Annotated in this window: 29 protein-coding genes; 15 read left to right on the top strand and 14 right to left on the bottom strand. The window is 60.7% G+C overall.

Going from position 1 to position 22572, the window contains the following annotated elements; translation table 11 throughout:
- Nucleotides 1-293: 293 nt before the first annotated feature.
- A complete protein-coding gene (locus RBH77_RS19975) occupies nucleotides 294-1169 on the bottom strand; it encodes a LysR family transcriptional regulator (protein ID WP_311029310.1) in 876 nt (291 codons plus the stop codon).
- Between the two features lie 239 nt (nucleotides 1170-1408).
- Between RBH77_RS19975 and RBH77_RS19970 the strand changes: the two genes are divergently transcribed.
- Nucleotides 1409-2326, top strand: a complete 918-nt coding sequence (locus tag RBH77_RS19970; protein ID WP_311029309.1) for an NADP-dependent oxidoreductase — start codon at nucleotides 1409-1411, stop codon at nucleotides 2324-2326.
- Between the two features lie 137 nt (nucleotides 2327-2463).
- Nucleotides 2464-2607: a hypothetical protein gene (locus RBH77_RS19965; RefSeq protein ID WP_311029308.1), complete on the top strand. Its 144-nt coding sequence runs from the start codon at nucleotides 2464-2466 to the stop codon at nucleotides 2605-2607.
- A 28-nt stretch (nucleotides 2608-2635) separates the two neighbouring features.
- Here RBH77_RS19965 and RBH77_RS19960 read toward each other — a convergent pair whose 3' ends face one another.
- Together RBH77_RS19960 and RBH77_RS19955 are read right to left on the bottom strand one after the other, a co-directional pair.
- Nucleotides 2636-3064, bottom strand: a complete 429-nt coding sequence (locus RBH77_RS19960) for a hypothetical protein (protein ID WP_311029307.1) — start codon at nucleotides 3062-3064, stop codon at nucleotides 2636-2638.
- A gap of 91 nt (nucleotides 3065-3155) precedes the next feature.
- Complete coding sequence (locus RBH77_RS19955; RefSeq protein ID WP_442920459.1) at nucleotides 3156-3503, bottom strand: metalloregulator ArsR/SmtB family transcription factor; 348 nt, start codon at nucleotides 3501-3503, stop codon at nucleotides 3156-3158.
- Nucleotides 3504-3749: 246 nt separating this feature from the next.
- Here RBH77_RS19955 and RBH77_RS19950 point away from each other — a divergent pair, with 246 nt between their 5' ends.
- The 4 genes from RBH77_RS19950 to RBH77_RS19935 all read left to right on the top strand — a co-directional run bounded on the left by RBH77_RS19950 (nucleotide 3750) and on the right by RBH77_RS19935 (nucleotide 6083).
- Nucleotides 3750-4292: a hypothetical protein gene (locus RBH77_RS19950; RefSeq protein WP_311029306.1), complete on the top strand. Its 543-nt coding sequence runs from the start codon at nucleotides 3750-3752 to the stop codon at nucleotides 4290-4292.
- A complete protein-coding gene (locus RBH77_RS19945; protein ID WP_311029305.1) occupies nucleotides 4279-4833 on the top strand; it encodes a hypothetical protein in 555 nt (184 codons plus the stop codon). Before RBH77_RS19950 ends, RBH77_RS19945 begins: the two co-directional genes overlap by 14 nt.
- 33 nt (nucleotides 4834-4866) lie before the next feature.
- Nucleotides 4867-5238 carry a hypothetical protein gene (locus tag RBH77_RS19940; protein WP_311029304.1) on the top strand — a complete coding sequence of 124 codons (372 nt, stop codon included), beginning with the start codon at nucleotides 4867-4869 and terminating at the stop codon, nucleotides 5236-5238.
- Nucleotides 5239-5378: 140 nt separating this feature from the next.
- Nucleotides 5379-6083 carry a polysaccharide deacetylase family protein gene (locus tag RBH77_RS19935; RefSeq protein WP_311029303.1) on the top strand — a complete coding sequence of 235 codons (705 nt, stop codon included), beginning with the start codon at nucleotides 5379-5381 and terminating at the stop codon, nucleotides 6081-6083.
- A gap of 57 nt (nucleotides 6084-6140) precedes the next feature.
- Here RBH77_RS19935 and RBH77_RS19930 read toward each other — a convergent pair whose 3' ends face one another.
- From RBH77_RS19930 to RBH77_RS19920, 3 genes are all read right to left on the bottom strand, one after another.
- Nucleotides 6141-6539, bottom strand: a complete 399-nt coding sequence (locus RBH77_RS19930) for a DUF427 domain-containing protein (RefSeq protein ID WP_311029302.1) — start codon at nucleotides 6537-6539, stop codon at nucleotides 6141-6143.
- 52 nt (nucleotides 6540-6591) lie between these two features.
- The gene (locus RBH77_RS19925; protein ID WP_311029301.1) at nucleotides 6592-7986 is read right to left on the bottom strand and encodes an aminotransferase; all 1395 of its coding nucleotides are present in this window, start codon (nucleotides 7984-7986) and stop codon (nucleotides 6592-6594) included.
- A gap of 98 nt (nucleotides 7987-8084) precedes the next feature.
- Nucleotides 8085-8489 carry a hypothetical protein gene (locus RBH77_RS19920; protein WP_311029300.1) on the bottom strand — a complete coding sequence of 135 codons (405 nt, stop codon included), beginning with the start codon at nucleotides 8487-8489 and terminating at the stop codon, nucleotides 8085-8087.
- A gap of 184 nt (nucleotides 8490-8673) precedes the next feature.
- Here RBH77_RS19920 and RBH77_RS19915 point away from each other — a divergent pair, with 184 nt between their 5' ends.
- Nucleotides 8674-10314 (top strand): fatty-acid--CoA ligase, encoded by a 1641-nt coding sequence (locus RBH77_RS19915; RefSeq protein ID WP_311029299.1) that lies wholly within the window; start codon nucleotides 8674-8676, stop codon nucleotides 10312-10314.
- 90 nt (nucleotides 10315-10404) lie between these two features.
- The gene (locus RBH77_RS19910; RefSeq protein WP_311029298.1) at nucleotides 10405-11124 is read left to right on the top strand and encodes a DUF1499 domain-containing protein; all 720 of its coding nucleotides are present in this window, start codon (nucleotides 10405-10407) and stop codon (nucleotides 11122-11124) included.
- On the opposite strand, the gene RBH77_RS19905 is transcribed toward RBH77_RS19910, so the two are convergent.
- Both RBH77_RS19905 and RBH77_RS19900 read right to left on the bottom strand, forming a co-directional pair.
- Complete coding sequence (locus RBH77_RS19905) at nucleotides 11109-12014, bottom strand: MBL fold metallo-hydrolase (protein WP_311029297.1); 906 nt, start codon at nucleotides 12012-12014, stop codon at nucleotides 11109-11111. The genes RBH77_RS19910 and RBH77_RS19905 overlap by 16 nt on opposite strands.
- Nucleotides 12015-12027: 13 nt before the next feature.
- Nucleotides 12028-13332 (bottom strand): UDP-glucose dehydrogenase family protein, encoded by a 1305-nt coding sequence (locus RBH77_RS19900; RefSeq protein ID WP_311029296.1) that lies wholly within the window; start codon nucleotides 13330-13332, stop codon nucleotides 12028-12030.
- 163 nt (nucleotides 13333-13495) lie between these two features.
- Between RBH77_RS19900 and RBH77_RS19895 the strand changes: the two genes are divergently transcribed.
- The 5 genes from RBH77_RS19895 to RBH77_RS19875 all read left to right on the top strand — a co-directional run bounded on the left by RBH77_RS19895 (nucleotide 13496) and on the right by RBH77_RS19875 (nucleotide 18761).
- Nucleotides 13496-14074, top strand: coding sequence for a sugar transferase (locus RBH77_RS19895; RefSeq protein ID WP_311029295.1), 579 nt, complete (start codon nucleotides 13496-13498; stop codon nucleotides 14072-14074).
- Nucleotides 14075-14547: 473 nt separating this feature from the next.
- Nucleotides 14548-16062, top strand: a complete 1515-nt coding sequence (locus tag RBH77_RS19890; protein ID WP_311029294.1) for a site-specific DNA-methyltransferase — start codon at nucleotides 14548-14550, stop codon at nucleotides 16060-16062.
- A complete protein-coding gene (locus tag RBH77_RS19885) occupies nucleotides 16059-16634 on the top strand; it encodes a DUF5681 domain-containing protein (protein ID WP_311029293.1) in 576 nt (191 codons plus the stop codon). Before RBH77_RS19890 ends, RBH77_RS19885 begins: the two co-directional genes overlap by 4 nt.
- Nucleotides 16631-18049, top strand: a complete 1419-nt coding sequence (gene terL, locus RBH77_RS19880) for a phage terminase large subunit (RefSeq protein ID WP_311029292.1) — start codon at nucleotides 16631-16633, stop codon at nucleotides 18047-18049. Before RBH77_RS19885 ends, terL begins: the two co-directional genes overlap by 4 nt.
- 307 nt (nucleotides 18050-18356) lie before the next feature.
- Nucleotides 18357-18761 carry a hypothetical protein gene (locus tag RBH77_RS19875; protein ID WP_311029291.1) on the top strand — a complete coding sequence of 135 codons (405 nt, stop codon included), beginning with the start codon at nucleotides 18357-18359 and terminating at the stop codon, nucleotides 18759-18761.
- A gap of 375 nt (nucleotides 18762-19136) precedes the next feature.
- Here the strand turns inward: RBH77_RS19875 and RBH77_RS19870 are convergent, their stop codons facing one another.
- Nucleotides 19137-19472, bottom strand: coding sequence for a hypothetical protein (locus RBH77_RS19870; RefSeq protein ID WP_311029290.1), 336 nt, complete (start codon nucleotides 19470-19472; stop codon nucleotides 19137-19139).
- Between the two features lie 341 nt (nucleotides 19473-19813).
- Nucleotides 19814-20023, bottom strand: a complete 210-nt coding sequence (locus tag RBH77_RS19865; RefSeq protein WP_311029289.1) for a helix-turn-helix domain-containing protein — start codon at nucleotides 20021-20023, stop codon at nucleotides 19814-19816.
- A 134-nt stretch (nucleotides 20024-20157) separates the two neighbouring features.
- Between RBH77_RS19865 and RBH77_RS19860 the strand changes: the two genes are divergently transcribed.
- A complete protein-coding gene (locus tag RBH77_RS19860; RefSeq protein WP_311029288.1) occupies nucleotides 20158-20739 on the top strand; it encodes a GIY-YIG nuclease family protein in 582 nt (193 codons plus the stop codon).
- A 228-nt stretch (nucleotides 20740-20967) separates the two neighbouring features.
- Here the strand turns inward: RBH77_RS19860 and RBH77_RS19855 are convergent, their stop codons facing one another.
- Nucleotides 20968-21357 (bottom strand): hypothetical protein, encoded by a 390-nt coding sequence (locus tag RBH77_RS19855; RefSeq protein ID WP_311029287.1) that lies wholly within the window; start codon nucleotides 21355-21357, stop codon nucleotides 20968-20970.
- Nucleotides 21358-21404: 47 nt separating this feature from the next.
- On the bottom strand, nucleotides 21405-21623 hold the full coding sequence (locus RBH77_RS24045) for a thermonuclease family protein (RefSeq protein ID WP_371832889.1): 219 nt from the start codon (nucleotides 21621-21623) through the stop codon (nucleotides 21405-21407).
- On the opposite strand from RBH77_RS24045, the gene RBH77_RS19850 reads away from it, so the two are divergent.
- Complete coding sequence (locus tag RBH77_RS19850) at nucleotides 21555-21704, top strand: hypothetical protein (protein WP_311029286.1); 150 nt, start codon at nucleotides 21555-21557, stop codon at nucleotides 21702-21704. The two genes, RBH77_RS24045 and RBH77_RS19850, sit on opposite strands and share 69 nt — an antisense overlap.
- A 116-nt stretch (nucleotides 21705-21820) precedes the next feature.
- On the opposite strand, the gene RBH77_RS19845 is transcribed toward RBH77_RS19850, so the two are convergent.
- Nucleotides 21821-22015 carry a hypothetical protein gene (locus RBH77_RS19845; protein ID WP_311029285.1) on the bottom strand — a complete coding sequence of 65 codons (195 nt, stop codon included), beginning with the start codon at nucleotides 22013-22015 and terminating at the stop codon, nucleotides 21821-21823.
- Between the two features lie 126 nt (nucleotides 22016-22141).
- Entirely contained in the window at nucleotides 22142-22480 is a 339-nt protein-coding gene (locus RBH77_RS19840; protein WP_311029284.1) for a hypothetical protein, read from the bottom strand.
- Between the last annotated feature and the right edge of the window lie 92 nt (nucleotides 22481-22572).

The following is a 22572-nucleotide window of genomic DNA, read 5'->3' as shown; positions in this document are numbered from 1 at the left end:
CGGATTCCTGAGACTGGCTTGGCGACACCTCGTGAAGCGGGCCAGTGCTGCAAGCGGATCCTCATCCACCAATATGTCGTCTGCGTCGTGCGATGCGACGAGAGCCGCGTGTACCGTCTCCGGACCGATCTCGCCCGTGCCAATCCTAAAAGAGGGCATACGCCTCCATCGCGCTTCGATCCTTGCAGGCGACCGACGAGACCTCCAACCGAGGAGACCTAGTTGATGCGACCGCTGCGTTAGTCGCGCATGACCAAGATCGCGGCTTTGTGCCCCTGGCACGCCTACAGCACTCACGACCATGCATATCGCTCTATCAATACGCGCAGCTGCCGCAGCGCCGCGGCTGTTCCCGATCCCGAAATCGATTGGAATGCGACCGTGCGCGACAGGTCTAGCGTATCGACCGGGCGTAACGTCAGACCGTCCACGATTGTCGACCGCTCGGGTAGCATGCAAACACCTGCGCCCTCTGCCACGGCTTGTTGAATCAAATCCTCGCGTTCGGATCTGAGCCGGGGGATCATGATAATCGCGCGCTCGTGCAGATGGTTCTGCACGCGCGTGCGGAATTCGCATTGGAGCCGATCAAGGTACGGTTGCTCCGCAAGGTCCGAAAGCGACACCCACGCCTTGTTTGCCAAGATGTGTCCTTGCGCCATCGCCAGCAACAGTCGCTCGCGGAACATTTCGACTGTAGCGATCTTGATGTTCCCGGCTATCGGATCCGTGCAGAAGCACCCGTCGATCCGGCCGCTGAGGAGGCACTCCTTTCCCTCGTCGCGCGTGATTGGCTGGAGAACCAGTTCGAGCATGGGCATCTGGAGAAGGGCATGATTTAGGAATCCGGTAATCAGCGATGGTGCGATGGTGTTCACAACGCCCAGCGTCAAGGTTTCGCGGCGGCCGTGAACTTTATTGAGGGATATCGCCCGAACCCGCTGCTCGCGGTCCAGGATCGCCGTGAATTCGGATCGTATGTCGCGGCCGAGCGTAGTTAGGCGACTATCTTTTCCATCGCGATAGACCAACGTTCCGCCCAGTTCTTGTTCGAGTCGCTGTATCGAGCGGGTGAGCGTGGGCTGAGACACCCCGCTCCGCATGGCTGCTTCGGTGAAGTTGAGAGTGTCCGCCAGGTTCAGGAAATAGCGAATCTGGTTGAAATCCATTGTTCTCCCTTCACGGCTTCCAACAACGTCCTTCAGGCCGAGCAAGCGCTGTCGATCGCAGCGATTAACAAGCCGCATGGAAACTATACATGCCGGCTATTGGAAATTTTCGCTCCGCATTGCGACATCCGACATCGACGGCGAACGCTATCCATAGGCTTCGACATGAGATGCCGAACGGCCTTTCCGTGCAAGCAGCATTTCTACCTGCGAAACAAATGACCGAGGAGACAATTCCGATGAAAGCAATCGTAGTGACGGACCAGGCTGCGGGGACGGCCGGGATGAAGCTGGTGGAGCGGCCCGAGCCGCAGGCAGCGATAAACGATGTCGTCGTTCGGGTTCATGCGGCGGGTTTCGTCCCGACTGAGTTGGAGTGGCCTTCGACCTGGGCCGACCGCCGCGGTCGTGACCGGACACCATCGATCCCTGGGCACGAGCTGGCCGGAGTGGTCACCGCTCTAGGCTATGGCACAACGGGGCTGTCGGTGGGACAGCGGGTGTTCGGCCTCGCGGACTGGCACCGCGACGGCACGCTTGCTGAGTACGTCGCCATGGAAGCACGCAACCTCGCGCCACTGCCGGGCGATGTCGACTTCACGGTGGGCGCGAGTTTGCCGATCTCGGGCCTGACGGCGTGGCAGGGACTATTCCAGCACGGCCGCCTTCAGGCGGGCCAGAGCGTCCTGGCTCACGGCGCGGCCGGCGCGGTCGGTTCGATGGTGACGCAACTCGCCCGGGTGGCCGGAGCCTATGTCATCGGTACCGGACGTGCTGCCGACCGTCGGAAGGCGCTCGACTTCGGCGCAAATGAATTCGTCGATCTCGAGAGCGACGCGCTGGAAGATGTTGGCCGCGTCGATCTGGTATTCGATGTCATCGGCGGCGAAATACAAAAACGGTCCGCTGCCCTGATCCGGGCCGGCGGGACGCTGGTGACCGTGGTCGGGCCGACCGAGTCACGGCCCGACGACGGCCTGGCCGTCGACTTCGTTGTCGAGGCCGATCGCGCTCAACTGAGTGAGATCGTCCAGCGGGTGCGGGATGGACGATTGCGGACGAACATCGGCAAAATCTCGGCCCTCGACGATGCCGTCGTCACCTTCAACGCTACCGAGCGCCGCGCGGGGAAGACGGTCATCCACGTTCGACCCTGAGGATTTGGCGAGAACCGCTGGAATCGCGGTAGGTCTAAGCGCTCGCGGGGCTCGTCAAGATTTCCGAGCGCATCGCCGCCCTCGCGGAAACCGATGCCTTCGAGAGGCAGCGGAGAAGCGACGAGGAACTCGCCGGGATGCTGGAGAAGATCGACGACCGCATCGTCTATCTCGCCTACGGCCGTGCGCAGCGTATCCTGGCGCAGCACGGCATCGTCGACAAAGAGGTGGAGCGGCGACTCGCCACCGTCGTCGCCGAGAGGACGCACTGCCCGGACTGACTGCTCGCCGCGTATTTGACGGCTGAGGTCAGTCCGCCTTACAGCGGCGGAATGCCTCTGGCTTTTCGGCGGTCCAGAAAAAGCCGTGCAGCGCCACGTCGATCCTGTCCGGCCCCAGATGCCTGAGGGTCGCGGTGCCGGAACTGACCGGGCTACCGCCCTTCCAGCATTGCGCGGGGAAGGTGACGGCGTCCTTGCTGGTACGAGCGGGTTTCTTCACCTCGCAGCCGATCTCGTAGAACTGGAAGCCGGATTTCACCACTTCGAGCATGTCCACCTCGCCGTTGATCTGCTCGCAGCGGTTCGGGTCCGTGGACCAGTGGCCTATGAAATCGTCGGGTACCTGCGCGGTCGCCGTGGCCGGCAGGGCAATGGCGGCTGCCAGTGTGGCAAACGCGGTCAGCCATTGTCTCGGTGCGTTACGCTCAATCGCGGCCGTTCGTTGAGCAAAATGCATCCGGATATCTCCTCGTGTGATGCCACCCTGTTGAAGCAATTGGCGGGGTCGCGCGGCAGGCCGGCGCCTGCGGGGAAAGGCCGCCGGCCGCTCACGCCAGGCCCTTCTCCTCGGCGTGCGTTGCCTCTTCAGTTTCCCGCGCCAGCGCGGCGCTCTCGCGCCGGATGGGACCGCCGACCGGGCAGATTTCCTGCACGAAGCCGGTGAGCGTGGAGGCCAGCGTGTCGGGCACCTGGCGGTAATAGACATATTTGCCGCGCTTCTCGCTCCGCACCAGGCCGGCATGTTCGAGCAGTTGCAGATGTTGCGAGATCGAAGGCTTCGACATGTCGAAGCGCGAGGCGATCTCGCCTGCGTTCATCTCGCGATGCGCGACATAGGCAAGGATCTTGCGGCGAACGGGTGAGGCAAGAGCCTCGAAGATGATCTGGATCGACATGAGGTCACTATATACTAAGTCAGTTAGGCAATCAATTAACCGTTGACAGATAGACGATAAGCTGATTACCTAAATGATACGAGTTGCGCCGACGTCTTGGCAGGGCCGATCATTTGGCAGGACGGGCGCGATCGAGGCGCTTTTCGGTGCTTCACATTCCGGGGCTGGATTTCAGGGGAAGGAAGGGCGGCAGGAGCAACCTGCTTGAGGCTCGGCGAGCCTCGGGCCGGCATGAAGGATCGAAGGATGCGCCCCTTCTGGAAAACCGTGCTCAGGCTAGCCGCCGATGCCACCGCCACCATCGGCTTCTTCTATCTTGCCATCCAGCCCAGCGCGATCGCGACCGGGGCAGCCGTCGCCAGTGTCGTTGTCTTCTCTGACTTCTTTTGGGGCATCATGGGCCATGCGAGGTCCGGCGCGACTTCCTTCGTCAGCACGACGTTCCTTGTCGCCTGGATGTCGATCTATGTGCTCTTCATCTTTGCCGCCGTAATGGAGGTCATGCGGCGCCTGCTCCGTCAGGAGAAACTGTCGACCTATCTGGCCTCGGCCGCGCTCGGGGTTCCGATCGCCCTGTTGCTGGCCGGCTATTTCGGACCGCTCCGCCCCGGCGCGGAAGGTTTTGCCGGCACGGATGCCATCGTGATCGTCGTCCTGGCCTTGGCCGGGGCGGTGGGAGGAACCGCCTACTGGCTGATAACCGTCAAGCTTCGCGCGATCCTGACGCATTTCTTCAGGCGTCTGCTGTGCGGCGTCGAGCCGCGGGCAACTTCATGTGCATTTTCCTGAGGAGGTTGCGATGACTGTATCCCGCTTTTCCAAGGTTGGCGGATTTTATGCCGCTATGTCGATGGCCATTCTTGCGTCGCCTTTTGCGGTCGGAGGCACGGCGGCTGCCCCGGCGAAGGATCTGCATCAGCACTGTCGCGAGGCGGGCAATGACGACACCATCCGGGAATATTCCCACGCCCTGTACCATGGGACAGTTGAAGCCTTCAGGACACTGTTTCCCGATGCCAAGGGGGCGCTGAGCGATTCCGATTTTCAGACACAGGCGCAATACCGCTGCATGAGCGGAAAGATCATGGTCTGCTTCGTGGGAGCAAACCTGCCCTGCGTGAAGATGAATGCGGATCGGCACAATGCCGGGGCGGAAGCGTACTGCCGTAGTGCCCGGGATGGAGATCATGTTTCCGCCGCGGCTGCCGGTCATGACGCCGTCTATTCCTTCCAGTGCCGTGGCGGCAAAGCGGAAATCGTCGGCGAGCCGTGGGCGCTCGATAAACGGGGCTTCGCAAGCAAGCTTTGGACCGAACTTCCCGATCGCTAGTCCGTGGCGCAGATCGTATGAGAGCCGGGAACTATGACCGACCCCGTCACTGGAGATGAGGGCAAGAAGGCGCTTGCCATCTACATCCTTCTGATCGTGTCTATGATGGCAGTGGGTGTCCTGACGATGCCTGTCGCCGTCATCATGACGTGTTTCGGGCTGATCAAGCGGAGCACACCACGATGGGTGCGTTCGCACTACTGGTTTCAGCTTCGAAACATCCTCGTTTTCGTGATCTCGATTGCAGCCATATTCGCGATGCTGCCCGGCGTGGCGGCCGAGGTGCGATGGGCGGGTTATGTTTTCCTGGCTGGTGTTATCGGTCTCGCGCTCTTCATCGTCCGGTGTTTCTGGGGTCTCGTAATCCTCAACCGGCGCCAGCCGATCCCACTCTGGCTGGTTTGAGCAAAAGATGGATTGGTTGGCCGCAAAGGCGCCATCTTTTCGGCGACAGAGATCGGCCGTTGAATTCGGTGCGATCCTCCATGCGCTTTCCTCGTCTTGTCTTGCTCGCTCTGACTGTTTTCCCGGCTAGCCTTCCTTCGATGGCAATGGCGCGGCCGCATCTGCCGGCGCTGGTTGAGCCAACCCTGCATATTGCGTCAGGCGGCGAAGCCGGCCCGCTCGTCGCGCTCACCTTCGACGCCTGCATGGGCCGAACCGACATGCGCATCCTCAACACGCTGATCGACAACCGCCTGCCGGCGACGATTTTCGTCACTGAGCGCTGGATCAGGAGCAATCGCGGCGTATTCGAGACGATGCTGAAGCATTCCGACCTCTTCGAGATCGAGGACCATGGCGCCAGGCACGTGCCGGCGGTCGACCGGCCTATACGCGTCTACGGCATAAAGGCGGCCGGTTCGGCCGAGGCGGTGCGGACGGAGGTGGCAGGAGGCGCCAATGCCATTCTGGAGGCGAGCGGCCGCCATGCCGGCTGGTTCCGCGGTGCCACGGCGAAATATACGCCAAGCGCGATCGCCGAGATCAGGGGCATGGGCCTTGAGGTCGCCGGCTATTCGCTGAACGGCGACGGCGGCGCCACCTTTAGCGCGCACCTGGCCGAAAAGAGCGTCGCGGCGGCAAAGGATGGCGACGTGGTCATCGCCCATATCAACCAGCCCGGCAGGTCGTCAGGCGGCGGCGTGGCCAAGGGTATCCTCGATCTGAAGACAAAGGGCTATCGTTTCGTGAAGCTCGCCGATGGCGGTGCCACAGGATCGGACGGCACGACCGGCGGGGCGAAGTAGAGGCCGGCTTCAAACAGGCTCATCCCGGCCACGGAGGGATGCTGTCGCCCGGCGTTTCTATGGGGTCCTGGCCCCCGCGTCGATCACGACCCGGTCCGGATAGAAGGCGCCGTGATCCTTGATCTCCAGCATCTCGTCATAGGGATGCTGATAAGCCCACATCACGTCGTTCGCCGCCTGGTCTTGCCCCTTCACCCGCCAGTAGCTGGCGTCGCCTTTGAAGGGGCAATGCGTGGAGGTTGCCGTCTTCTCCAGATGGACGAAATAGATGTCCTCGAAGGGGATGTAGAGGACCGGCTTGTAGTTTGCTTCCCGCAAGAGCTTGGCGTGGTCGGTCGAGGCGATGATGACGTCGTGGAATTTCACGTTCACCACGCCATCGAAGGGCTCGACGGTGATCGTGTGCTCCGGATGGTCGCGAAAGCCGGGGGAGGGGTTCACTTCGAGATTCGGCATGATGGCGTCTCCTTGATCCCGAAGATAGGTTCGGGATCAAGGCATTCCAGCCTCAGGCCGCGCGAAGTTCCTCCTTGCCGACCCAGGCTTCCGCGTCGTCGAGCGCTTTTTCCGTACGGTCGAACAATTCGTTCAACTCCGCCTCGGTGATGATCATCGGCGGGCAGAAGCCGATCGTGTCGCCCATGGCGCGCAGGATGGCGCCGTGGCCTTCGGCGAATTTCGCCATCTGTGCGCCGACGCCCTGTGTCGGGTCGAAGGAGCGCTTCGTCTTCTTGTCGGCCACGAGTTCGACGCCGCCCACCAGCCCGCAATAGCGCGCCTCGCCGACAAGCGGGTGTTCGCCGAGCCTTCTCATCCGCTTCTCGAAAACCGGCGCGAGCGAGCGGACATGACCGATGATGTCACGCTTCTGATAGATTTCGATCGCCTTGACGCCGAGTGCGCAGCCGAGCGGATGCCCGCCATAGGTGAAGCCGTGGCCGAACGTGCCGATCTTGGAAGTCTGGTCGACATAGGCGTCATAGATGTCTTGCGGCACCATCACCGCGCCGAGCGGCGCATAGGCGGACGTCATCTGCTTGGCAGCGGAAATCGTCTTCGGCGTCATGCCGAGCGTCTGGCTGCCCCACCAGTTTCCGGTGCGGCCGAAGCCGTTGATGACTTCGTCGTCGATCAGGAAGATGTCGTACTCGTCGAGTACTTCCTTGATCGCCGGGTAATAGCCCTTGGGCGGCACGATGACGCCGCCGGCGCCCATCACCGGCTCGGCGATCATCGCCGCGATCGTGTCCGGGCCTTCGCGCTCGATCAGGTCGCGCAGCGATTGCACGATGCGCGCCGTGAACTCGGCCTCGCTCTCGCCGGCCCGGCCGAAACGGTAATAATGCGGGCAGTCGGTGTGTAGCACGCGATCGACCGGCAGGTCGAAGGCTGCATGGTTGGCCTGAAGGCCGGTCAGCGATGCCGACATGATGGTGACGCCGTGATAGGCCTTCTGGCGCGAAATGATCTTCTTCTTGTTGGGTCGGCCGAGCGCGTTGTTGAGATACCAGGCGAGTTTCACCTGCGTGTCGTTGGCTTCCGAGCCCGACGAGGTGAAGAACACTTTCGAGATCGGCACCGGCGCGATCTCCTTCAGCTTCTCGGCAAGCTCGATCGCCGGCTCGATGCCCTTGGCGCCGAAGATATGGTAATAGGGAAGCTCCTTGAGCTGCTTCGCCGCCGCGTCGATCAATTCCTTGTCGCCGAAGCCGAGCCCCGCGCACCACAGGCCCGACATGCCCTCGATATAGGCCTTGCCGTGCGTGTCGTAGACGTAGATGCCTTCACCGCGCTCGATGACGAGCGTGCCCGTCGTCTTCAGCTTGTGAAGTGCTGTATAGGGATGCAGCACCGCTTCGATGTCGCGGGTCTGCAGATTGGTAAGGGGTCGCGTTTCAGCCATGATCGCCTCCGAGGGAAGGCGTGACTGTAGCGGCTCCGGCGACAAGCGTTAAGGGTCACGATGCCGCTGGTGCAAGACGCAGGCCTCGCTTGGTCCGATCAGGCCGCGACCGCCAGATGGTCCATCAGTCCGACATAGGCGGCGACGATGCCGGCGACCGGATGGCTGCTTTCCTCGACCGTCTCGACGCGCAGTGCCTCGCCGTCCTTCGGCAGCATCACCAGCACCAGCGCCCGCTCCTCGCCGGAACCGACCGATACCGCCGCCACGCGCTGGCAGTCCGTCTCCGCCGGCAGTGGCATGTCGAAGAGCACTTCGCCGCCGACGCTGTCGACCGCCGCCGTCACCGCCGCCTCGAAACCGGAGGATTGCAGGTCCTGCAATTGCAGCGCAAGTTCGAAGCCCATCGTGTCCGGCTTCTCGGCAACCTGCCCATCGTTATTTGCTGATACAGCGGGTGTTTCGCGGGGTGCTTCGTCCGCCACTACGTTCGACGCGTCCATCGGAGCCTCATATCGCTCACTCGCCCACGCCACCCATTAACAGACCTTAACGGCGAGAATGGCTCAATTGTGGCAACGGGAACGCTTGGCTGAGACGAAACGCCAATGGTCAAATATGTTGAAACGCTGGACTTTCGATCCGTTCGCGACACAATGGGTCAAGATCGGTTTCGGGAGGAACAATATGCAAGGACTGATGCAGGAATGGCCGTTGCTGTGCAGCAAGATCATCGACTATGCGGCACGTCAGCATCCACGCCGCGAAATCGTCTCGCGGTCGATCGAGGGGCCGATCGTGCGGACGACCTATACAGAGGTCCGCGACCGGGCGCTAAGGGTGGCCCAGCGGCTCGATCGTGATGGCTATAAGAAGGGCGACCGCATCGGCACGCTTGCATGGAACACCGCCCGTCATCTTGAGGCGTGGTACGGCATCATGGGCATGGGCGGCATCTATCATACGCTGAACCCGCGCCTTTTTCCGGACCAACTCGCCTGGATCATGAACCACGCCGAGGACAAATGCCTCTTCGTGGATCTCACTTTCGTGCCGCTGGTCGAGAAGATCGCGCCGAACATCCCTTCGCTGAAGAAAATCATCATCCTTACCGACGCGGCGCACATGCCCCAGACTTCCCTGCCTGCTGTGCCTTACGAGGAATGGCTGGCGGAAACGGACGGCGACTACCGGTGGAAAGACCTCGACGAGCATGACGCCGCCGGCATGTGCTATACATCGGGCACGACGGGGGACCCGAAGGGCGTCGTCTACAGCCATCGCTCCAACGTGCTCCATGCACTGATCGCGGTACAGCCCGACGCGATGGGGCTTTCCTCGCGTGATACGATCCTGCCCGTCGTGCCGATGTTCCACGCCAACGCCTGGGGCCTTGCCCAGAGCGCGCCGATGGTCGGCGCGAAGATGGTCATGCCCGGCGCGAAGATGGACGGCGCCTCGATCTACGAGCTTCTGGATACGGAGAAGGTCACCTGTTCGGGCGCGGTGCCGACAGTATGGCTCATGCTCCTTCAATATCTGGAGGAAACCGGAAAAAAACTGCCCTACTTGAACAGGGTGGTGATCGGCGGATCGGCCTGCCCACGCGAGATGACCCGCAAGTTCCGCGACAATTATGACGTGGACGTCATCCATGCCTGGGGCATGACCGAGATGTCGCCGCTCGGCACGCTCGGCACGATGAAGCCGGAGTATGCCTCGCTCGCCGGCGACGACCAACTCGATATCAAGGTCAAGCAGGGCTACCCGCCCTTCGGCGTCGAGATGAAGGTCACCGACGACGAGGACAACGAACGGCCCTGGGACGGCAAGACGTTCGGAAGGCTCAAGGTACGTGGGCCGGCCGTGTCGCGGGCCTATTACGGCGGCGCCGGCAAGGATCAGTTCGACGAGGACGAATGGTTCGACACCGGCGATGTCGCCCATATCGACCAGAACGGCTACATGCAGATCACCGACCGCGCCAAGGATGTGATCAAGTCGGGCGGCGAATGGATTTCAACCATCGACCTGGAGAATCTCGCGGTCGGGCACCCGGACGTGGCGGAAGCGGCGGTGATCGGCGTCAGACATGCACGCTGGGACGAACGCCCGCTTTTGGTGATCGTCAGGAAGCAGGGGAAGAACCCCTCGAAAGAGGAACTCCTCGGTTTCATGGAAGGCAAGATCGCCAAATGGTGGATGCCCGACGACGTGGCCTTCGTCGATGAAATCCCGCATACCGCGACCGGCAAGATCCAGAAGACGACGCTGCGCGACCGTTTCAAGGACTACCGCCTGCCGACGGAGGAGGCGGGAGCCGCGTGAGTTGAAACTCCAGAGACCCTGGTTTACCGGGTGATAGTACGCTTTGAACCGAAAACATCCGGCGCGGCTTTATGGTCGCGCCGGATCGCCTTGTTTTCTCTAGTGCTTTTTGTCGTGTCTGCGCTCGGCCATCGCCAGCAGTTCATCGACACTTTCGATTTCCTCTGGATATTGCTGCTGGTCGCGGCTCTTACCGTCGCGGCCCTTCTGCTCGTGGCGGTGAGCTTTCGCCGGGTGTGGGTGAGAGGCGATCGCGGCGGTGGCGCGGTAGTTGTTGCCGTTCTGGTCTCCCTGCTGGTACTGGCGCCGTTCGCCGTCACAGGGATCAGGGTCTTCTTTTATCCCCGTTTGAACGACATTTCGACGGACCTCGTAAGCCCACCGGTGTTTGCCGTGGCGGCAAAGGCGAGGCATGACCACATGAATCCGGTGCGGCCGATCGGTAGCGAGGCGGCGGCCCGTCAGGTCGCCGCCTATCCCGAAATCACCGGTCGTCGCTATAACGCGTCGCCTGATGATGTATTGAGCGCGGTGGATCAGGTGATCGCCGGCAAGGGGTGGAAAATCGTCTACCACCCGCCACTTGTCGACGGGGAGAGAGAGTATACGCTTGAGGCCGTGACGAGGACTTTCCTGCTCGGTTTTCCTTCCGACGTGGCGATCCGCCTCACTGACGAAGGCGAATCGACCTATGTCGACATGCGCTCGGCCTCACGCTACGGCGAGGGCGATTTCGGCTACAATGCCGCCAGCATTTCCGGCTTCCTCGGTGCGCTCGATATCGAGATGGCTGGTCAAGCCAATCGGTAGATCGAATCGATGGCGACTTCGCCCTCGGTTGCCACCTCCCCGCGCCCCACCAGATCCTCGAGATGCGCCAGGACCGAGAGCCCGGCCGCGCCGTGCAGGCGCGGATCGGTGCTGCGGTAGATCGTCTTCACCATTTCCGGAATGGTGCGGTCGCCTGCCTGCAGCCGTTCGACAATGGCGCGTTCACGCATCTTGCGATGGCCCTTCAGACCGCGCACGAACTGGGCCGGTTTGGCGACCGGTCCACCATGCCCCGGAAGATAAAGCCGATCGTCACGGTCGAGCAGCCGGTCGAGCGAGGCCATATAGTCCGACATGGCGCCATCCGGCGGAGCGACGATCGAGGTAGACCATGCCATGACGTGGTCGGCCGAAAACAGGATGCCGGTGCCTTCAAGAGAAAACGCCATGTGGTTTGCCGTGTGACCGGGCGTGAAAACGCCGCCGATGGCCCAGCCGTCGCCGGAGACGACTTCGCCGTCCGCGAGTTTCCGGTCGGGCCGGAAGTCGGTATCGGCGCTGGCGTCGAGCGGATTGGTTTCGCCGATGCGCAAAGGCCGGGCAGGGCGGTGCGGACCTTCCGCGACCACCGTGGCCCGGGTCGCCTCCTTCAGCCGCGCCGTCAGCGGCGAGTGGTCCCGGTGGGTATGGCTGACGAAGATGTGGCTGACCGGCCGTCCGGCGATCGCCTTGAGGAGTGCCTGGAAATGCGCCTCGTCTTCTGGGCCAGGGTCGATCACGGCAAGCGTATCGCGGCCGACGATGTAGCTGTTCGTGCCGTGGAAGGTGAACGGGCTCGGATTGTTCACTGTGAGCCGCAATATATCGGGCGCTACAGCGACGGCCTCGCCATAGGCCGGCTCAAAACTCATATCGAATTCCAGCGCCATCTACGTTCCGCACCTATCGCCGCCCGATGCTTTCATAGGCGAAACCCTGACTCTCGATCTCCGTGCGCTTGTAGATGTTGCGCAGATCGACCAGCGCCGGCGTCTTCATGCTCTTTTTCAGCCGCTTGAAGTCGAGCGAGCGGAATTCGTTCCACTCGGTAACGATAACCATGCAGTCGGCTCCCTCCGACGCCTCGTAGGCGCTGTCGGTATAGTCGATCGGCGGCAGCAGGTGCGCCGCGGCCTTCATGCCCTGCGGGTCATAGGCGCGGACGCGGGCGCCCGCGTCGACCAATGCCTGCACGACCGCGATCGAAGGCGCCTCGCGCATGTCGTCCGTATTGGGCTTGAAGGTGAGGCCGAGCACGGCGATGGTCTTGCCGCGCACATTGCCGCCGCAAAGCGTGATGACCTTGCGGCCCATCGCCCGCTTGCGCTGGTCGTTGACCGCGACCGCCGTCTCAATCAGCCGGACCGGCGTGCCGAGATCCTGCGCCGTCTTGACGAGCGCCATCGTATCCTTCGGGAAGCAGGAACCGCCATAGCCGGGACCGGCGTTCAGGAATTTCGAGCCGATGCGCTTATCGAGCCCGATGCCCCGCGCCACGTCCTGGACGTCTGCGCCTGCCTTTTCGCAGAAATCCGCCATCTCGTTGATGAAGGTGATCTTCATCGCAAGGAAGGCGTTGGCGGCGTATTTGATGGTCTCGGCCGTGCGCCGGTTGGTGAAGACGAGCGGCGACTGGTTGAGGTAGAGCGGCCGGTAGACGCGGCTCATCACGGCGCGCGCCCGCTCCTCGTCAGCGCCGACAACGATCCGGTCTGGCCGCTTGAAATCCTCGATCGCCGCGCCTTCACGCAAGAATTCGGGGTTCGAGACGACCGCGACGTCGGCCTTTGGGTTGGTCTCGCGGATGATCCGCTCCACTTCGTCGCCGGTGCCGACCGGCACCGTCGATTTGGTCACGACGACGGTGAAGCCGCTGATGGCCTTCGCGATCGAGGCCGCGGCGGAATAGACATAGGAAAGATCGGCGTAGCCGTCGCCGCGTCTCGACGGCGTCCCCACTGCGATGAACACGACCTCCGCTCCGACGACCGCCTCGGCGAGGTCGGTTGTGAAGGAGAGCCGCTTTGCGGCCACATTGTCTGCCACCAGTTGATCCAGGCCAGGCTCGTAGATCGGGATCACGCCCTGCCGGAGTTTCTCGATCTTCGTCTCGTCCAGATCGACGCAGACGACTTCATGGCCGAAATCCGCAAAGCAAGCGCCGCTGACGAGGCCGACATAACCCGAGCCGATCATGGCAATCCGCATGCGTCAGTCTCCAAATTTGTTGGGGGGTTGTTTCGTGAGAAGGGCTCGTTATCACTGAATGGGCCGTGGTGAAAGGTTGGGCGAAGGCTGAAGGTCTCACACTTGATTGCAGTATGTGCATTTATAGCTTAGCCGGTCACGGCGAGCGGAGAATCCCATCGAAATGATCCAGGGTACGTATAGATCGAAACGTATCCTGGATGTCGCGATCTCGGCACTTGGGTTGCTCCTTCTGTCGCCTGTCATCTTGATTGCACTCCTGGCGATACGGTGGACATCACCCGGACCGGGGGTCTTCTCGCAAACGCGAGTGGGTCGAAACGGCGTCGAGTTCCGCTGTCACAAATTGCGGACCATGTATGTAGGTACGGCCTCGGTTCCAACGCACGAGGTATCGACCTCGCGGATCACACCCATCGGCCGGTTCCTGCGCCACACGAAGCTCGATGAACTTCCTCAACTGTGGAACGTGCTGAAAGGCGAGATGAGCCTCGTCGGGCCGCGACCCTGCCTGCCGGAGCAGACGGTCCTCGTGGAGGCAAGGCGGCGGCGGGATGTCGCCGCGCTGCGGCCGGGGATCACGGGGCTGGCGCAGCTTCGTGGCATCGACATGACTGATCCGGAACGGCTTGCTGAAATCGACGCGGGCTACCTGACGGTCGCCTCGTTGCCGACGGATCTTGAAATACTGATCAACACCCTCATCAGCGGCGAGGCGCGCGGCGACAGGGCACGGACCTGACGGAGTTGGCTGTGTTGGTAGTCCTGAGCGGACCGGTCTCCGGCCGATTTTCTCCGGGAAAACGGGAATTTTTGCGCATTTTCGGCCAAGAAGGTCAATTTGCCGCCCAGATAGATAAGTCTAATGAATATGTTAGAAGGCGAATTCCCGTTTACAGAAATACGGGAATTCTAAGCGCCAGAAACGCGAATAGCCGGTCTCAGCTGCGGGAATTCTGTCCTTTCGCGCGTCAAATGCGGCATCCGATAAAGAGCAGATATCGCGCTGCGTAAACGTTGAATTTTACACAATATAACTGGCAATAACGAATAGTTACTACGCGACGTACCGCACTGGCGTCTGGAGATTACATGAGGGATATCTAATGTATGATTTCCTCTTGCCGAGCCTTATATCGGCCGCTTAAACTTGTCGCCAACCAGCTTGCTTTTGCCTGAGTGACACGGGACGTGCACGGAGGCGGAAGGCCGGAAATGGGGCGGAGCGGCTGGCCAGTCCTGGGCGGGATGCCCATCGATGCTGCAGCTCGAGAGGGAGTCTCGCTGCAGTTCTTTTCTGGAAAATTCAAAGCCCGTTTCGGCGGGCGTAGTCAGCTCATGGAGCGGAACATGCGATCGACTCGTATCGAGCGCCGCGATCTGCGGCGGCTCAAGGAATGGCCGGACAATCCGCGCGTCCACCCGCCGCGACAGGTCCGGCGGATGAAGAAAATTATCAGAGAACTCGGCTTTATCGGCACGCTAGTGGTTGATGAACACGGCGTCATCCTGGCCGGCCATCTTCGGAGAGTAGCAGCCTTGGCCGAAGGAATAGTGGAGGCAGACTGCGTCGTCGTCGAGGGGCTTTCGGAGGCAGAAAAACGTGCCTTTATCCTTGCCGACAACAAGCTGGGTTTGGGCTCGACCTGGGACATTGAGCGCGTGCAGTTGATGCTCGACGAAATCGTCCGGCTCGATGTTGACCTGGACCTTCCATTGACGGGTTTTGATGCCGCGGAAATCGACCAGCTGAAAATGGATCTTGCTCCGGAGGAGAAAGGACCGTCGCCGCGCGATGAGGCGATGCCGGAGCTGCGCAAGGGCCCTGCCGTATCACGACGCGGCGACATCATCAGGATGGGAACACATCGGCTCGTTTGCGGGGATAGCCGGGATCCTGAGACCTTTCGGACGCTGATGGGAAGAGAGCAAGCGGCGATCGTCATCAGCGACGCCCCCTACAACCTTGGCGCCAAGCAGATCGGCGGCAACGGCCGCATAAAGCACCCCGACTTCGAGATGGGCGTCGGCGAGATGGGGCGTTCAGATTTCACCGCGTTCCTTGCCGCCACCGTCGCCAATGCGGTCACATTTTGCCGAGACGGCGCCATCCATTTTTACTTCATGGATTGGCGGCATATGCGCGAGATCCTCGACGCTGGCGAGCAGGCAGGTCTGGGACTGAAGAACCTGGTCGTCTGGGACAAGATGGTCGGCGGACAGGGGTCCTTCTACCGCTCGCAGCACGAGCTGATCTTCTGTTTCCGACAGGGGGACGCGCCGCATCAGAACAATTTCGGGCTGGGCGAAGGGGGCAGGTATCGCACCAATGTCTGGAAATATCCCGGTCTCAACACTGGTGGGAAAGGGCGGTTGGAAAGCCTTGCAATGCACCCGACGGTGAAGCCTGTAGAAATGCTGGCGGACGCCCTGATCGACTGCTCGACTCGCGGCGACATTGTTCTCGATTTCTTCGCCGGCTCCGGTTCGACGCTCATTGCCGCGCACAAGACCGGCCGACGAGCCCGGCTCATCGAGATCGACCCGCATTACGTCGACATCATCGTGCGGCGCTGGGAGGTCTATGCACAGGACGACGCGATCTTCGAGGACACCGGTGAGACGTTTCGAGAACGGCAGGAGCGGCGAGCTCAGGAACGAATGACTGTCCGGCCTGGCCGGACGCCGACGTCGCGCGTGGTCTACTTTCCTGGGAGGGCAAGCATATGAGCCGCAAAAAGGACGATGAAGGCCTTGAGCCGGGTGGAGACGGCCTTGGCCGCGACGACATGGCGGCCGATGGTAGCTATCAGGTGGGCTACGGCCATCCGCCGCTTGCGACGCGCTTCCAAAAGGGTAATCAGGCGGCCCGTAAAAAGGGCCGCCCCAAGGGCCGAAGGAGCAATGCGGTCATCCTGAAGGAGATATTGGACTTCAAGGTCGATGCGACGTTTCCCGATGGTACGCGGAGAAAAATATCGCTTTGGGAAGCAGCCGCCAGAAAAATCGCGTTGAAAGCCGTCCAGGGCGATCTGAAGGCCTGGACTGAACTCAATCGCCTCTCCGCAGTCTACGGCATTAACCTGCTGGTTCCTCCGCTGCCGGAGGAACCCGTCAGTGATGAAGAGGCAAACGAGACGCAACGATTCTTCGGCGACTGGGTAGTCTTGAACCCCGCCCTCGCGCTGATGATGCTAAAGGCAACGCCTTGTCCTCCGATAACCTCAAAGATAGAGGGGCGGCCGACGGCGCGCCGGATCGACTTCCGGCTTGCCGGCTGGCCGGGCGAGGAGGCACGATGACGGTTCATGTACCGGTCACGCCTCGCGCCATCCATGACCATGTCCTACGGGCGGATTTTTTTCGATTTGTCGAGCGCGTCTATCGCGAGCTCAGGCCCGCGGATCCCCTCGTCTCGAACTGGCATATCGAGTATCTTTGCCGGGAGGCGATCGACTTCCTCGAAGGCGAGGACCTTCACCTCGTCACCAATCTGCCACCTCGGTCCCTGAAGTCCATCATCCTGTCGATCGCCCTTCCTGCCTATCTCCTCGGCCTGAAGCCGCACCTGCAGATGATCTGCGCTTCAAACAGCCTGGCCCTGGCGGAGGACCTTGCGCTGAAAACGCGGCAGGTCATGAACGCACCATGGTACTGCCGTCTCTTTCCCAGGACATTTATCAGCCGGGGCAACGAGCAGGGGACATTTACGACAGCGGGCGGCTATCGCCGTACGGCCTCGGTTGGCTCCGCGATCACCGGCATCGGCGCCGACATTGCCGTCATTGACGACGCAATGAAGGCGGACGAAGCGGAGTCGGACGCGGCGAGGGAGAAAGCGGCCAACTGGATCAAGTCTTCGCTTCTCTCGCGCGCCAACGACAAGCGCAAGGTAAAGGTCGTTCTGGCGCAGCAGCGGCTTCATGTCGATGATCCCGCGGGCGTCGTTCTGGAGATGCCAGGCACCCGGCACGTCCGGCTTCCGGCGATTGCTGACCGGACGCAAATCTTCCCTCTTGGCGGAAAGCGCATTTACACATGGAAGGAGGGCGAGCCGCTGCAGGCGGTGCGCGAGCCGCTCGGCATCGTCCTTCGCGAAAAGGAACGCATGGGCGCTCGCCGCTTTGCCGCCCAGATGCTGCAGGAGCCGGTGCCGCTGGAAGGCGGCATCTTCAAGAACAGTTGGTTCCACTATTACCTGGAACGACCGGCGATGAAGGCCGGCGACCGGCACATCTTCAGCTGGGATACCGCTATGGTGGATAGCGATAGCGCCGACTACAGCGTCTGCCTTGAGGTACTGGTAACTCAGACCGGCTACTACATCCTGAACGTCATCCGGGATCGCCTCATCTATCCTGACCTTAAGCGCAAGATCGTTGCCCAGGCAGCGGCCCACCCTTCGGCAATCATTCTGATTGAGGACAAAGGATCCGGAATCTCGGTGGCGCAGGATCTTCGTCTTCAAGGGGTGAAAATCGTTTCGTTCAAACCGGAAGGCCCGAAGGGAATGCGCGCCTCTTTGGCCTCCGACCAGTTCGAAGCCGGAATTGTTCACCTTCCTAAAAACGCCAACTGGGTGGGTGAATACGAGGCGGAACTGCTTGCTTTCCCCAATGGACGCAACGACGACCAGGTCGACGCTACCTCGCAGATGATCATCTGGAACGAGAAAAAGAAGCGCAGGCCCCCCACGACCATCTTCGGCAGCTATTGATAACGGTAGGATCTATCCGGATACTAGCCGCCACGGCTAGGAGCGGCGTTAGCGGCCCTCTTGGCTTTACCGTCCGTCCTGACATGAACCGCGCCTATACCGCCTGCAATTCCCATCAACCTCGAAGGAGGCCCGTGAATGAACCCAGCCGGCTACGCCACTGGTAGGCTTGTCACTGGACCACCCTAAATGGAAGCGGTTAAAGCGACAATGACATCGGAGAGGGCTACGCGAGGCCCCTTCCCGCAAGCCATCGGCTGAGGACAGCATCTCCCCACATTCAACAGAGACAAGGAGAAGCCGACTGATGGCGATGACGATTGAGGAAAGACGGGCGAAGAACCGTGAGTACATGCGGCGGTGGCGGGAGGCCAATCCTGAGAAGGCGCGGAGCCAGACCCGAGAGGCCGTGAGGCGGTACGACCGGGAGCATAGAGAGGAGAATCGTGAACGCGCGAGGCAATATCGGGCAACTCCAGAAGGGCAAGAGGCAAGCCGAGAGGCTGTGAGGCGGTACCGCGCCGAGACCGTCAGACCTCGCGTTCAGCGAGTGGCCCGGACCATCGAGATCGTGTTCGGCTTCCTCCCCGAGGAGCGCAAGCAGTCCTACAGCCTATGGCTTCTCGACTATGCGCACGAAGACCGGAACATAGGGCGGGCCCTCCGCCTCCACCGCGTGGACAGCCTCCTGGCAACCTACAGCGGCTTCTAGGAGATACGTGGAAGACACCGCCCCGTTGCACCTTGAGGACCTCGAGTTGTTCGCCAAGCGGGCGGCGCATCTTGACGAGTTGTGGGCAGACGCCCCCGAGCCCATCCACATTGACCGGCAGCTTTTGGCCCTCGCCACCGCTTGACATGAGGTACACCGACGGGCCATCATCAGGTACACTGTAATGGTGCTGCTGCCCCGAGGGAGCCCTTACCGCCAGCTAACAGATTTACCTTATCATTTCCTACCCTATCAACGGCAGCTCGATTTCGCTAGAAGGCCGTCCCGGGGAGCCAATTTTTCCAAGCACTTAGCAGAGTACGGAAAAGCCGAAAAATCGGCTGATCTACAGCATATCTACACAACTCGGCTTCGCTAGGCGCGATCTACACAAGGGATCGCCTCGGCTAAGGAGAGTGCGCTATGGAACAGGTTCCTGATGATTTGATCAGCGTCCTGCAGGCGCAGGCGAACTAGGATTGGCGCCCAATGGCACTGATTTGGGCCCTTCACCTTGCCGGCAATTTGATGACAGGCATCGCCATTGGGCTGGGCGTTGCCATCGGGCTCGTCTTTGCCGCGTAAGAAAAAGCCCGCATGGCGAACCGGACGGGCGATAAGCAGCGTCACTTGCCCGTCATCGCAGTTCCAACGCTTCCGGGCTTTCACTTTGGCGAGCATTCCGTCGACGCTCTTGGCTCGCTTTGCCATAATCTCCTCGAAAAGGTGGAACCCCTTTTTTGTCCGGCGTGCCTCGCATGTTACCGGGATTGCTCGGTGCCGGTGCGACCGGTTGTCCGGGCGCCGGAGGAGTGAAGCTTCGGTCTGTGCGCTCCAGGCTTGGATCCGGAGTTGAACTGTTGCAGCCGGCCGAATTGCCTTTGAACGAAGGAAGGATGTCCCTTGATCGGGAGAGAAGGGGAAACAGGTTCCGCCGCTGCTCCGTCAAACCGGCCACACTGCCTCTCCGCAGAAAACCGCGGCTGTTGAAGGTTACGTACTGGCATAGGGAGCGCACTATCTCGCACTTACCATTTCGCGGGCATACCCCGCTATGCCTTTTTGAAGAGATCGACGATATCGACCTTCAGCGCTTTCGCAATCCGTTCCAGCACATCCACAGACGGATTGCGACGTCCACCTTCAACCTGGCTGAGATAGGTCTGATGGACGTCGGCGCGCTCGCCGAGCTCTTCCTGTGTGAAGTCGAGCCTACGGCGTAAACGCTGAATATTAACCCCAACTCTCTTTCGGGCCTCCATCCGGCCAGAAAGGCGGCGTTAGTGGTGAATTCTCCATAGACGATAAGTAATAATCGAGCATTGCTGCAGGAAGTGGTCCGGTGCTGTCATGCACAGCGAGGGCAGCCAACAAGCGACGCATCATGGAGATTGATATGACTTATAATCTAACCGCCGCACCACAGGCACTACTCTGCCCTGACAAGTTGATACCGGTTTCAATGCTACTCAAAGATTCAGAAACCGTCCCAGCAGAGGCTGGGATTTATGCATGGTGGTTCCGGGGTGAGTTGGCTATTGTCCCATTGGAGGGAACATTAGGAAAAGATGAGTATCGACTTCTTTATATTGGTATTGCCCCCAGGCGCCCGAGCCGAGCAGGCAAAGAAAGCCGAAGCAATTTGCGCAAACGCATTGTGGGCAATCATCTCGGAAATAGTATCAGCCACTCGACCCTTCGTCGCTCGTTGGCCTGCTTGTTGGCGGAGGTAATGGATTTCCGCATCTACCGCGGCTCAGCTGGGAAGATGATCATGTCGCCGGAGGATGAACAGATTTTAACCAAATGGTTGAGCGACAACGCCGCAATATCTTGGCTCTCTGATAATGCGCCATGGTACCTAGAAGACCATCTCCTCGGCAGCAGGCTGGCCCTGCCGCTAAATATCCAAGGATCCAAGCACGGCTTCCGCCGGAAGCTCAAATCGCTTCGAATGGAAATAACGGTGAGCTCATAAAGCGGTTGACCTATTGGGCTTGGGCTCAGCAACGTTGGGCGGGACTCCAGCGGCGCTGACGGGTTCTGTTGTCCTTGGGCCAGTCAATTACAACGTGTCGCGGCTGTGAGACTTGGCCAGAGCTCGCCACTACAATCTTCGGCAACTATAGGTGGGTATTCGGACACCCAGATGACCGGTTGTTCAGAGAATCATCAACGCATTTTGAGAGCTGGAATAGATGCCCGTTCAGGTGGACGACGGCGTTACCCATGCATCGGCTCGGAATCTGGCCAAGCCGTGATAGGCGGAGTGTTCCTCATCAAGCCGTACCTCGTGGTAGTCGGGCCGCCACGAGGAGATGGAAACACCATTCACAATCGGGGTTTCGGCGAATATTACCCACGCTGCATCGATCAGAGTCGAAGCGGCCTCCTTTCCGGTGCTAATCCTGACGTGAACTGTGGCTATGAGGTCGATCGCACCATTTCCGGCACCAAAGGCCGTCGCGCCGATCCAGGCTGCTGGCTGATCCCGTGGCTCCGTCGCGAGTATCCTATCAACTCGCGCAGAAAAGACTGCATCGGCCCGAAGGCGCTCCACCATCGCCGCTTTCAGCTCTTCAGCTGGGTTACCCAAGGCAGTCTCCCCAATGGGCCAGAGGAGCTGTTTATCCCAGATCAGCGCTACAGGCGATGGCACCAGTTTCGGGTATCGCGATAATCCTTCCGCCCCGCCAGGCCCTTTGAAACAAGGATGCGGCCGGCAGTAGTATCGCCCACGGCTATCATGGCAAGTGATCGGCGATAGCGGTCCTTGATCTCGAGATCACGAACATGCGTGTCTGGCCGGCCGAGAAGCTGGCGCAACTCATCTCGTGCCTCAACCCCATGCGCGTCTTCGATCTCGATCGCATCCACACATGCCAGGCGGTATTTGATGCATCCTGCCACCACGTATCGCCATCAACGACGCAGGTGACGTGACGCGCGGCACGGTTGCCGCCATGGCAGACAGGCCATTCTGCGGCACCCGCAGGCATGGCCACGGTGCCCAGCACGCAAGCGGCAGCAATCGCGAGAGCGAAACGTGACATGGCCCCTCAGCCCGGAAAGAACGCATATAGCAGGGCAACAATACCTGCCGCGCCGATGAACGCAATTTGCGTCAGGCGATCGACCGTGCGTCGCCGGCACGCATCCAGGCGACCGTGTGAGAAGGCTAGAGCAATCGCTGCGGCACCGCTCAGCACGCTGAGAACGAGGACCGATCCAAGAACGACATAGAAAGGCAGCATAGAAAACCTCCGTGTGCATTGGAGGTATTATGCGGGCTCCAGTCGGGGGGTGGATAAGTCGGAACGAAAGTGATCAAATCACCGTCGCATATTCCGGGACCCGGTGACCAGTCAGCGCCGGGACGTTCAAGATGATTTTTGAGATGGCGGCGTAGAGCTGCAATCGACTGCGGCATAGGTCGTGTGAAATGCATTCTGCACGGTCCCGGCGATGACAGGGCACTCGCTAGCCTTCTCGATCGCCCTCACGTTTCTCTCATAGATCGCCGGGTCGGGTAAGAGAGAAGCGGCCGACGGAATGTTGGGTGTAGCCATCCACGAATTGTCGCTGCTCGTCTTTATCTTTCTGGCCATGTATTCCGCCCTATCAACGACGACCACTTGAGAGCCTGGATAGTACTCATTCACGGTGCTGCACCCAGCCATGGCAAACAGGCTTGCGGCGGCAAGAATTCGATATTTCATGGAATACGGTCACCCAACCTGGAACGGATCATGAAGTCACATGGCGGCAGAGTCCGGCGAGCTCTTGTATGGGTCATTCGCAGCCGGTGCGT

The sequence above is a fragment of the Mesorhizobium koreense genome (assembly GCF_031656215.1).
GTDB classification, from domain to species: Bacteria; Pseudomonadota; Alphaproteobacteria; order Rhizobiales; family Rhizobiaceae; genus Mesorhizobium_L; species Mesorhizobium_L koreense.
The sequence above is the reverse complement of the archived record's forward strand: the minus strand, read 5'-3'. Positions and strand labels throughout refer to the sequence as shown.

Coding starts and splice junctions, on each gene's coding strand:
- RBH77_RS19975 (WP_311029310.1), bottom strand. CDS start 1,169: ATGGATTTCAACCAGATTCGCTATTTCCTGAACCTGGCGGACACTCTC.
- RBH77_RS19970 (WP_311029309.1), top strand. CDS start 1,409: ATGAAAGCAATCGTAGTGACGGACCAGGCTGCGGGGACGGCCGGGATG.
- RBH77_RS19965 (WP_311029308.1), top strand. CDS start 2,464: ATGCTGGAGAAGATCGACGACCGCATCGTCTATCTCGCCTACGGCCGT.
- RBH77_RS19960 (WP_311029307.1), bottom strand. CDS start 3,064: ATGCATTTTGCTCAACGAACGGCCGCGATTGAGCGTAACGCACCGAGA.
- RBH77_RS19955 (WP_442920459.1), bottom strand. CDS start 3,503: ATGTCGATCCAGATCATCTTCGAGGCTCTTGCCTCACCCGTTCGCCGC.
- RBH77_RS19950 (WP_311029306.1), top strand. CDS start 3,750: ATGCGCCCCTTCTGGAAAACCGTGCTCAGGCTAGCCGCCGATGCCACC.
- RBH77_RS19940 (WP_311029304.1), top strand. CDS start 4,867: ATGACCGACCCCGTCACTGGAGATGAGGGCAAGAAGGCGCTTGCCATC.
- RBH77_RS19935 (WP_311029303.1), top strand. CDS start 5,379: ATGGCAATGGCGCGGCCGCATCTGCCGGCGCTGGTTGAGCCAACCCTG.
- RBH77_RS19930 (WP_311029302.1), bottom strand. CDS start 6,539: ATGCCGAATCTCGAAGTGAACCCCTCCCCCGGCTTTCGCGACCATCCG.
- RBH77_RS19925 (WP_311029301.1), bottom strand. CDS start 7,986: ATGGCTGAAACGCGACCCCTTACCAATCTGCAGACCCGCGACATCGAA.
- RBH77_RS19920 (WP_311029300.1), bottom strand. CDS start 8,489: ATGGACGCGTCGAACGTAGTGGCGGACGAAGCACCCCGCGAAACACCC.
- RBH77_RS19915 (WP_311029299.1), top strand. CDS start 8,674: ATGCAAGGACTGATGCAGGAATGGCCGTTGCTGTGCAGCAAGATCATC.
- RBH77_RS19905 (WP_311029297.1), bottom strand. CDS start 12,014: ATGGCGCTGGAATTCGATATGAGTTTTGAGCCGGCCTATGGCGAGGCC.
- RBH77_RS19900 (WP_311029296.1), bottom strand. CDS start 13,332: ATGCGGATTGCCATGATCGGCTCGGGTTATGTCGGCCTCGTCAGCGGC.
- RBH77_RS19895 (WP_311029295.1), top strand. CDS start 13,496: ATGATCCAGGGTACGTATAGATCGAAACGTATCCTGGATGTCGCGATC.
- RBH77_RS19890 (WP_311029294.1), top strand. CDS start 14,548: ATGGGGCGGAGCGGCTGGCCAGTCCTGGGCGGGATGCCCATCGATGCT.
- RBH77_RS19885 (WP_311029293.1), top strand. CDS start 16,059: ATGAGCCGCAAAAAGGACGATGAAGGCCTTGAGCCGGGTGGAGACGGC.
- terL (WP_311029292.1), top strand. CDS start 16,631: ATGACGGTTCATGTACCGGTCACGCCTCGCGCCATCCATGACCATGTC.
- RBH77_RS19875 (WP_311029291.1), top strand. CDS start 18,357: ATGGCGATGACGATTGAGGAAAGACGGGCGAAGAACCGTGAGTACATG.
- RBH77_RS19870 (WP_311029290.1), bottom strand. CDS start 19,472: ATGGCAAAGCGAGCCAAGAGCGTCGACGGAATGCTCGCCAAAGTGAAA.
- RBH77_RS19865 (WP_311029289.1), bottom strand. CDS start 20,023: ATGGAGGCCCGAAAGAGAGTTGGGGTTAATATTCAGCGTTTACGCCGT.
- RBH77_RS19860 (WP_311029288.1), top strand. CDS start 20,158: ATGACTTATAATCTAACCGCCGCACCACAGGCACTACTCTGCCCTGAC.
- RBH77_RS19850 (WP_311029286.1), top strand. CDS start 21,555: ATGCGTGTCTGGCCGGCCGAGAAGCTGGCGCAACTCATCTCGTGCCTC.
- RBH77_RS19845 (WP_311029285.1), bottom strand. CDS start 22,015: ATGCTGCCTTTCTATGTCGTTCTTGGATCGGTCCTCGTTCTCAGCGTG.
- RBH77_RS19840 (WP_311029284.1), bottom strand. CDS start 22,480: ATGAAATATCGAATTCTTGCCGCCGCAAGCCTGTTTGCCATGGCTGGG.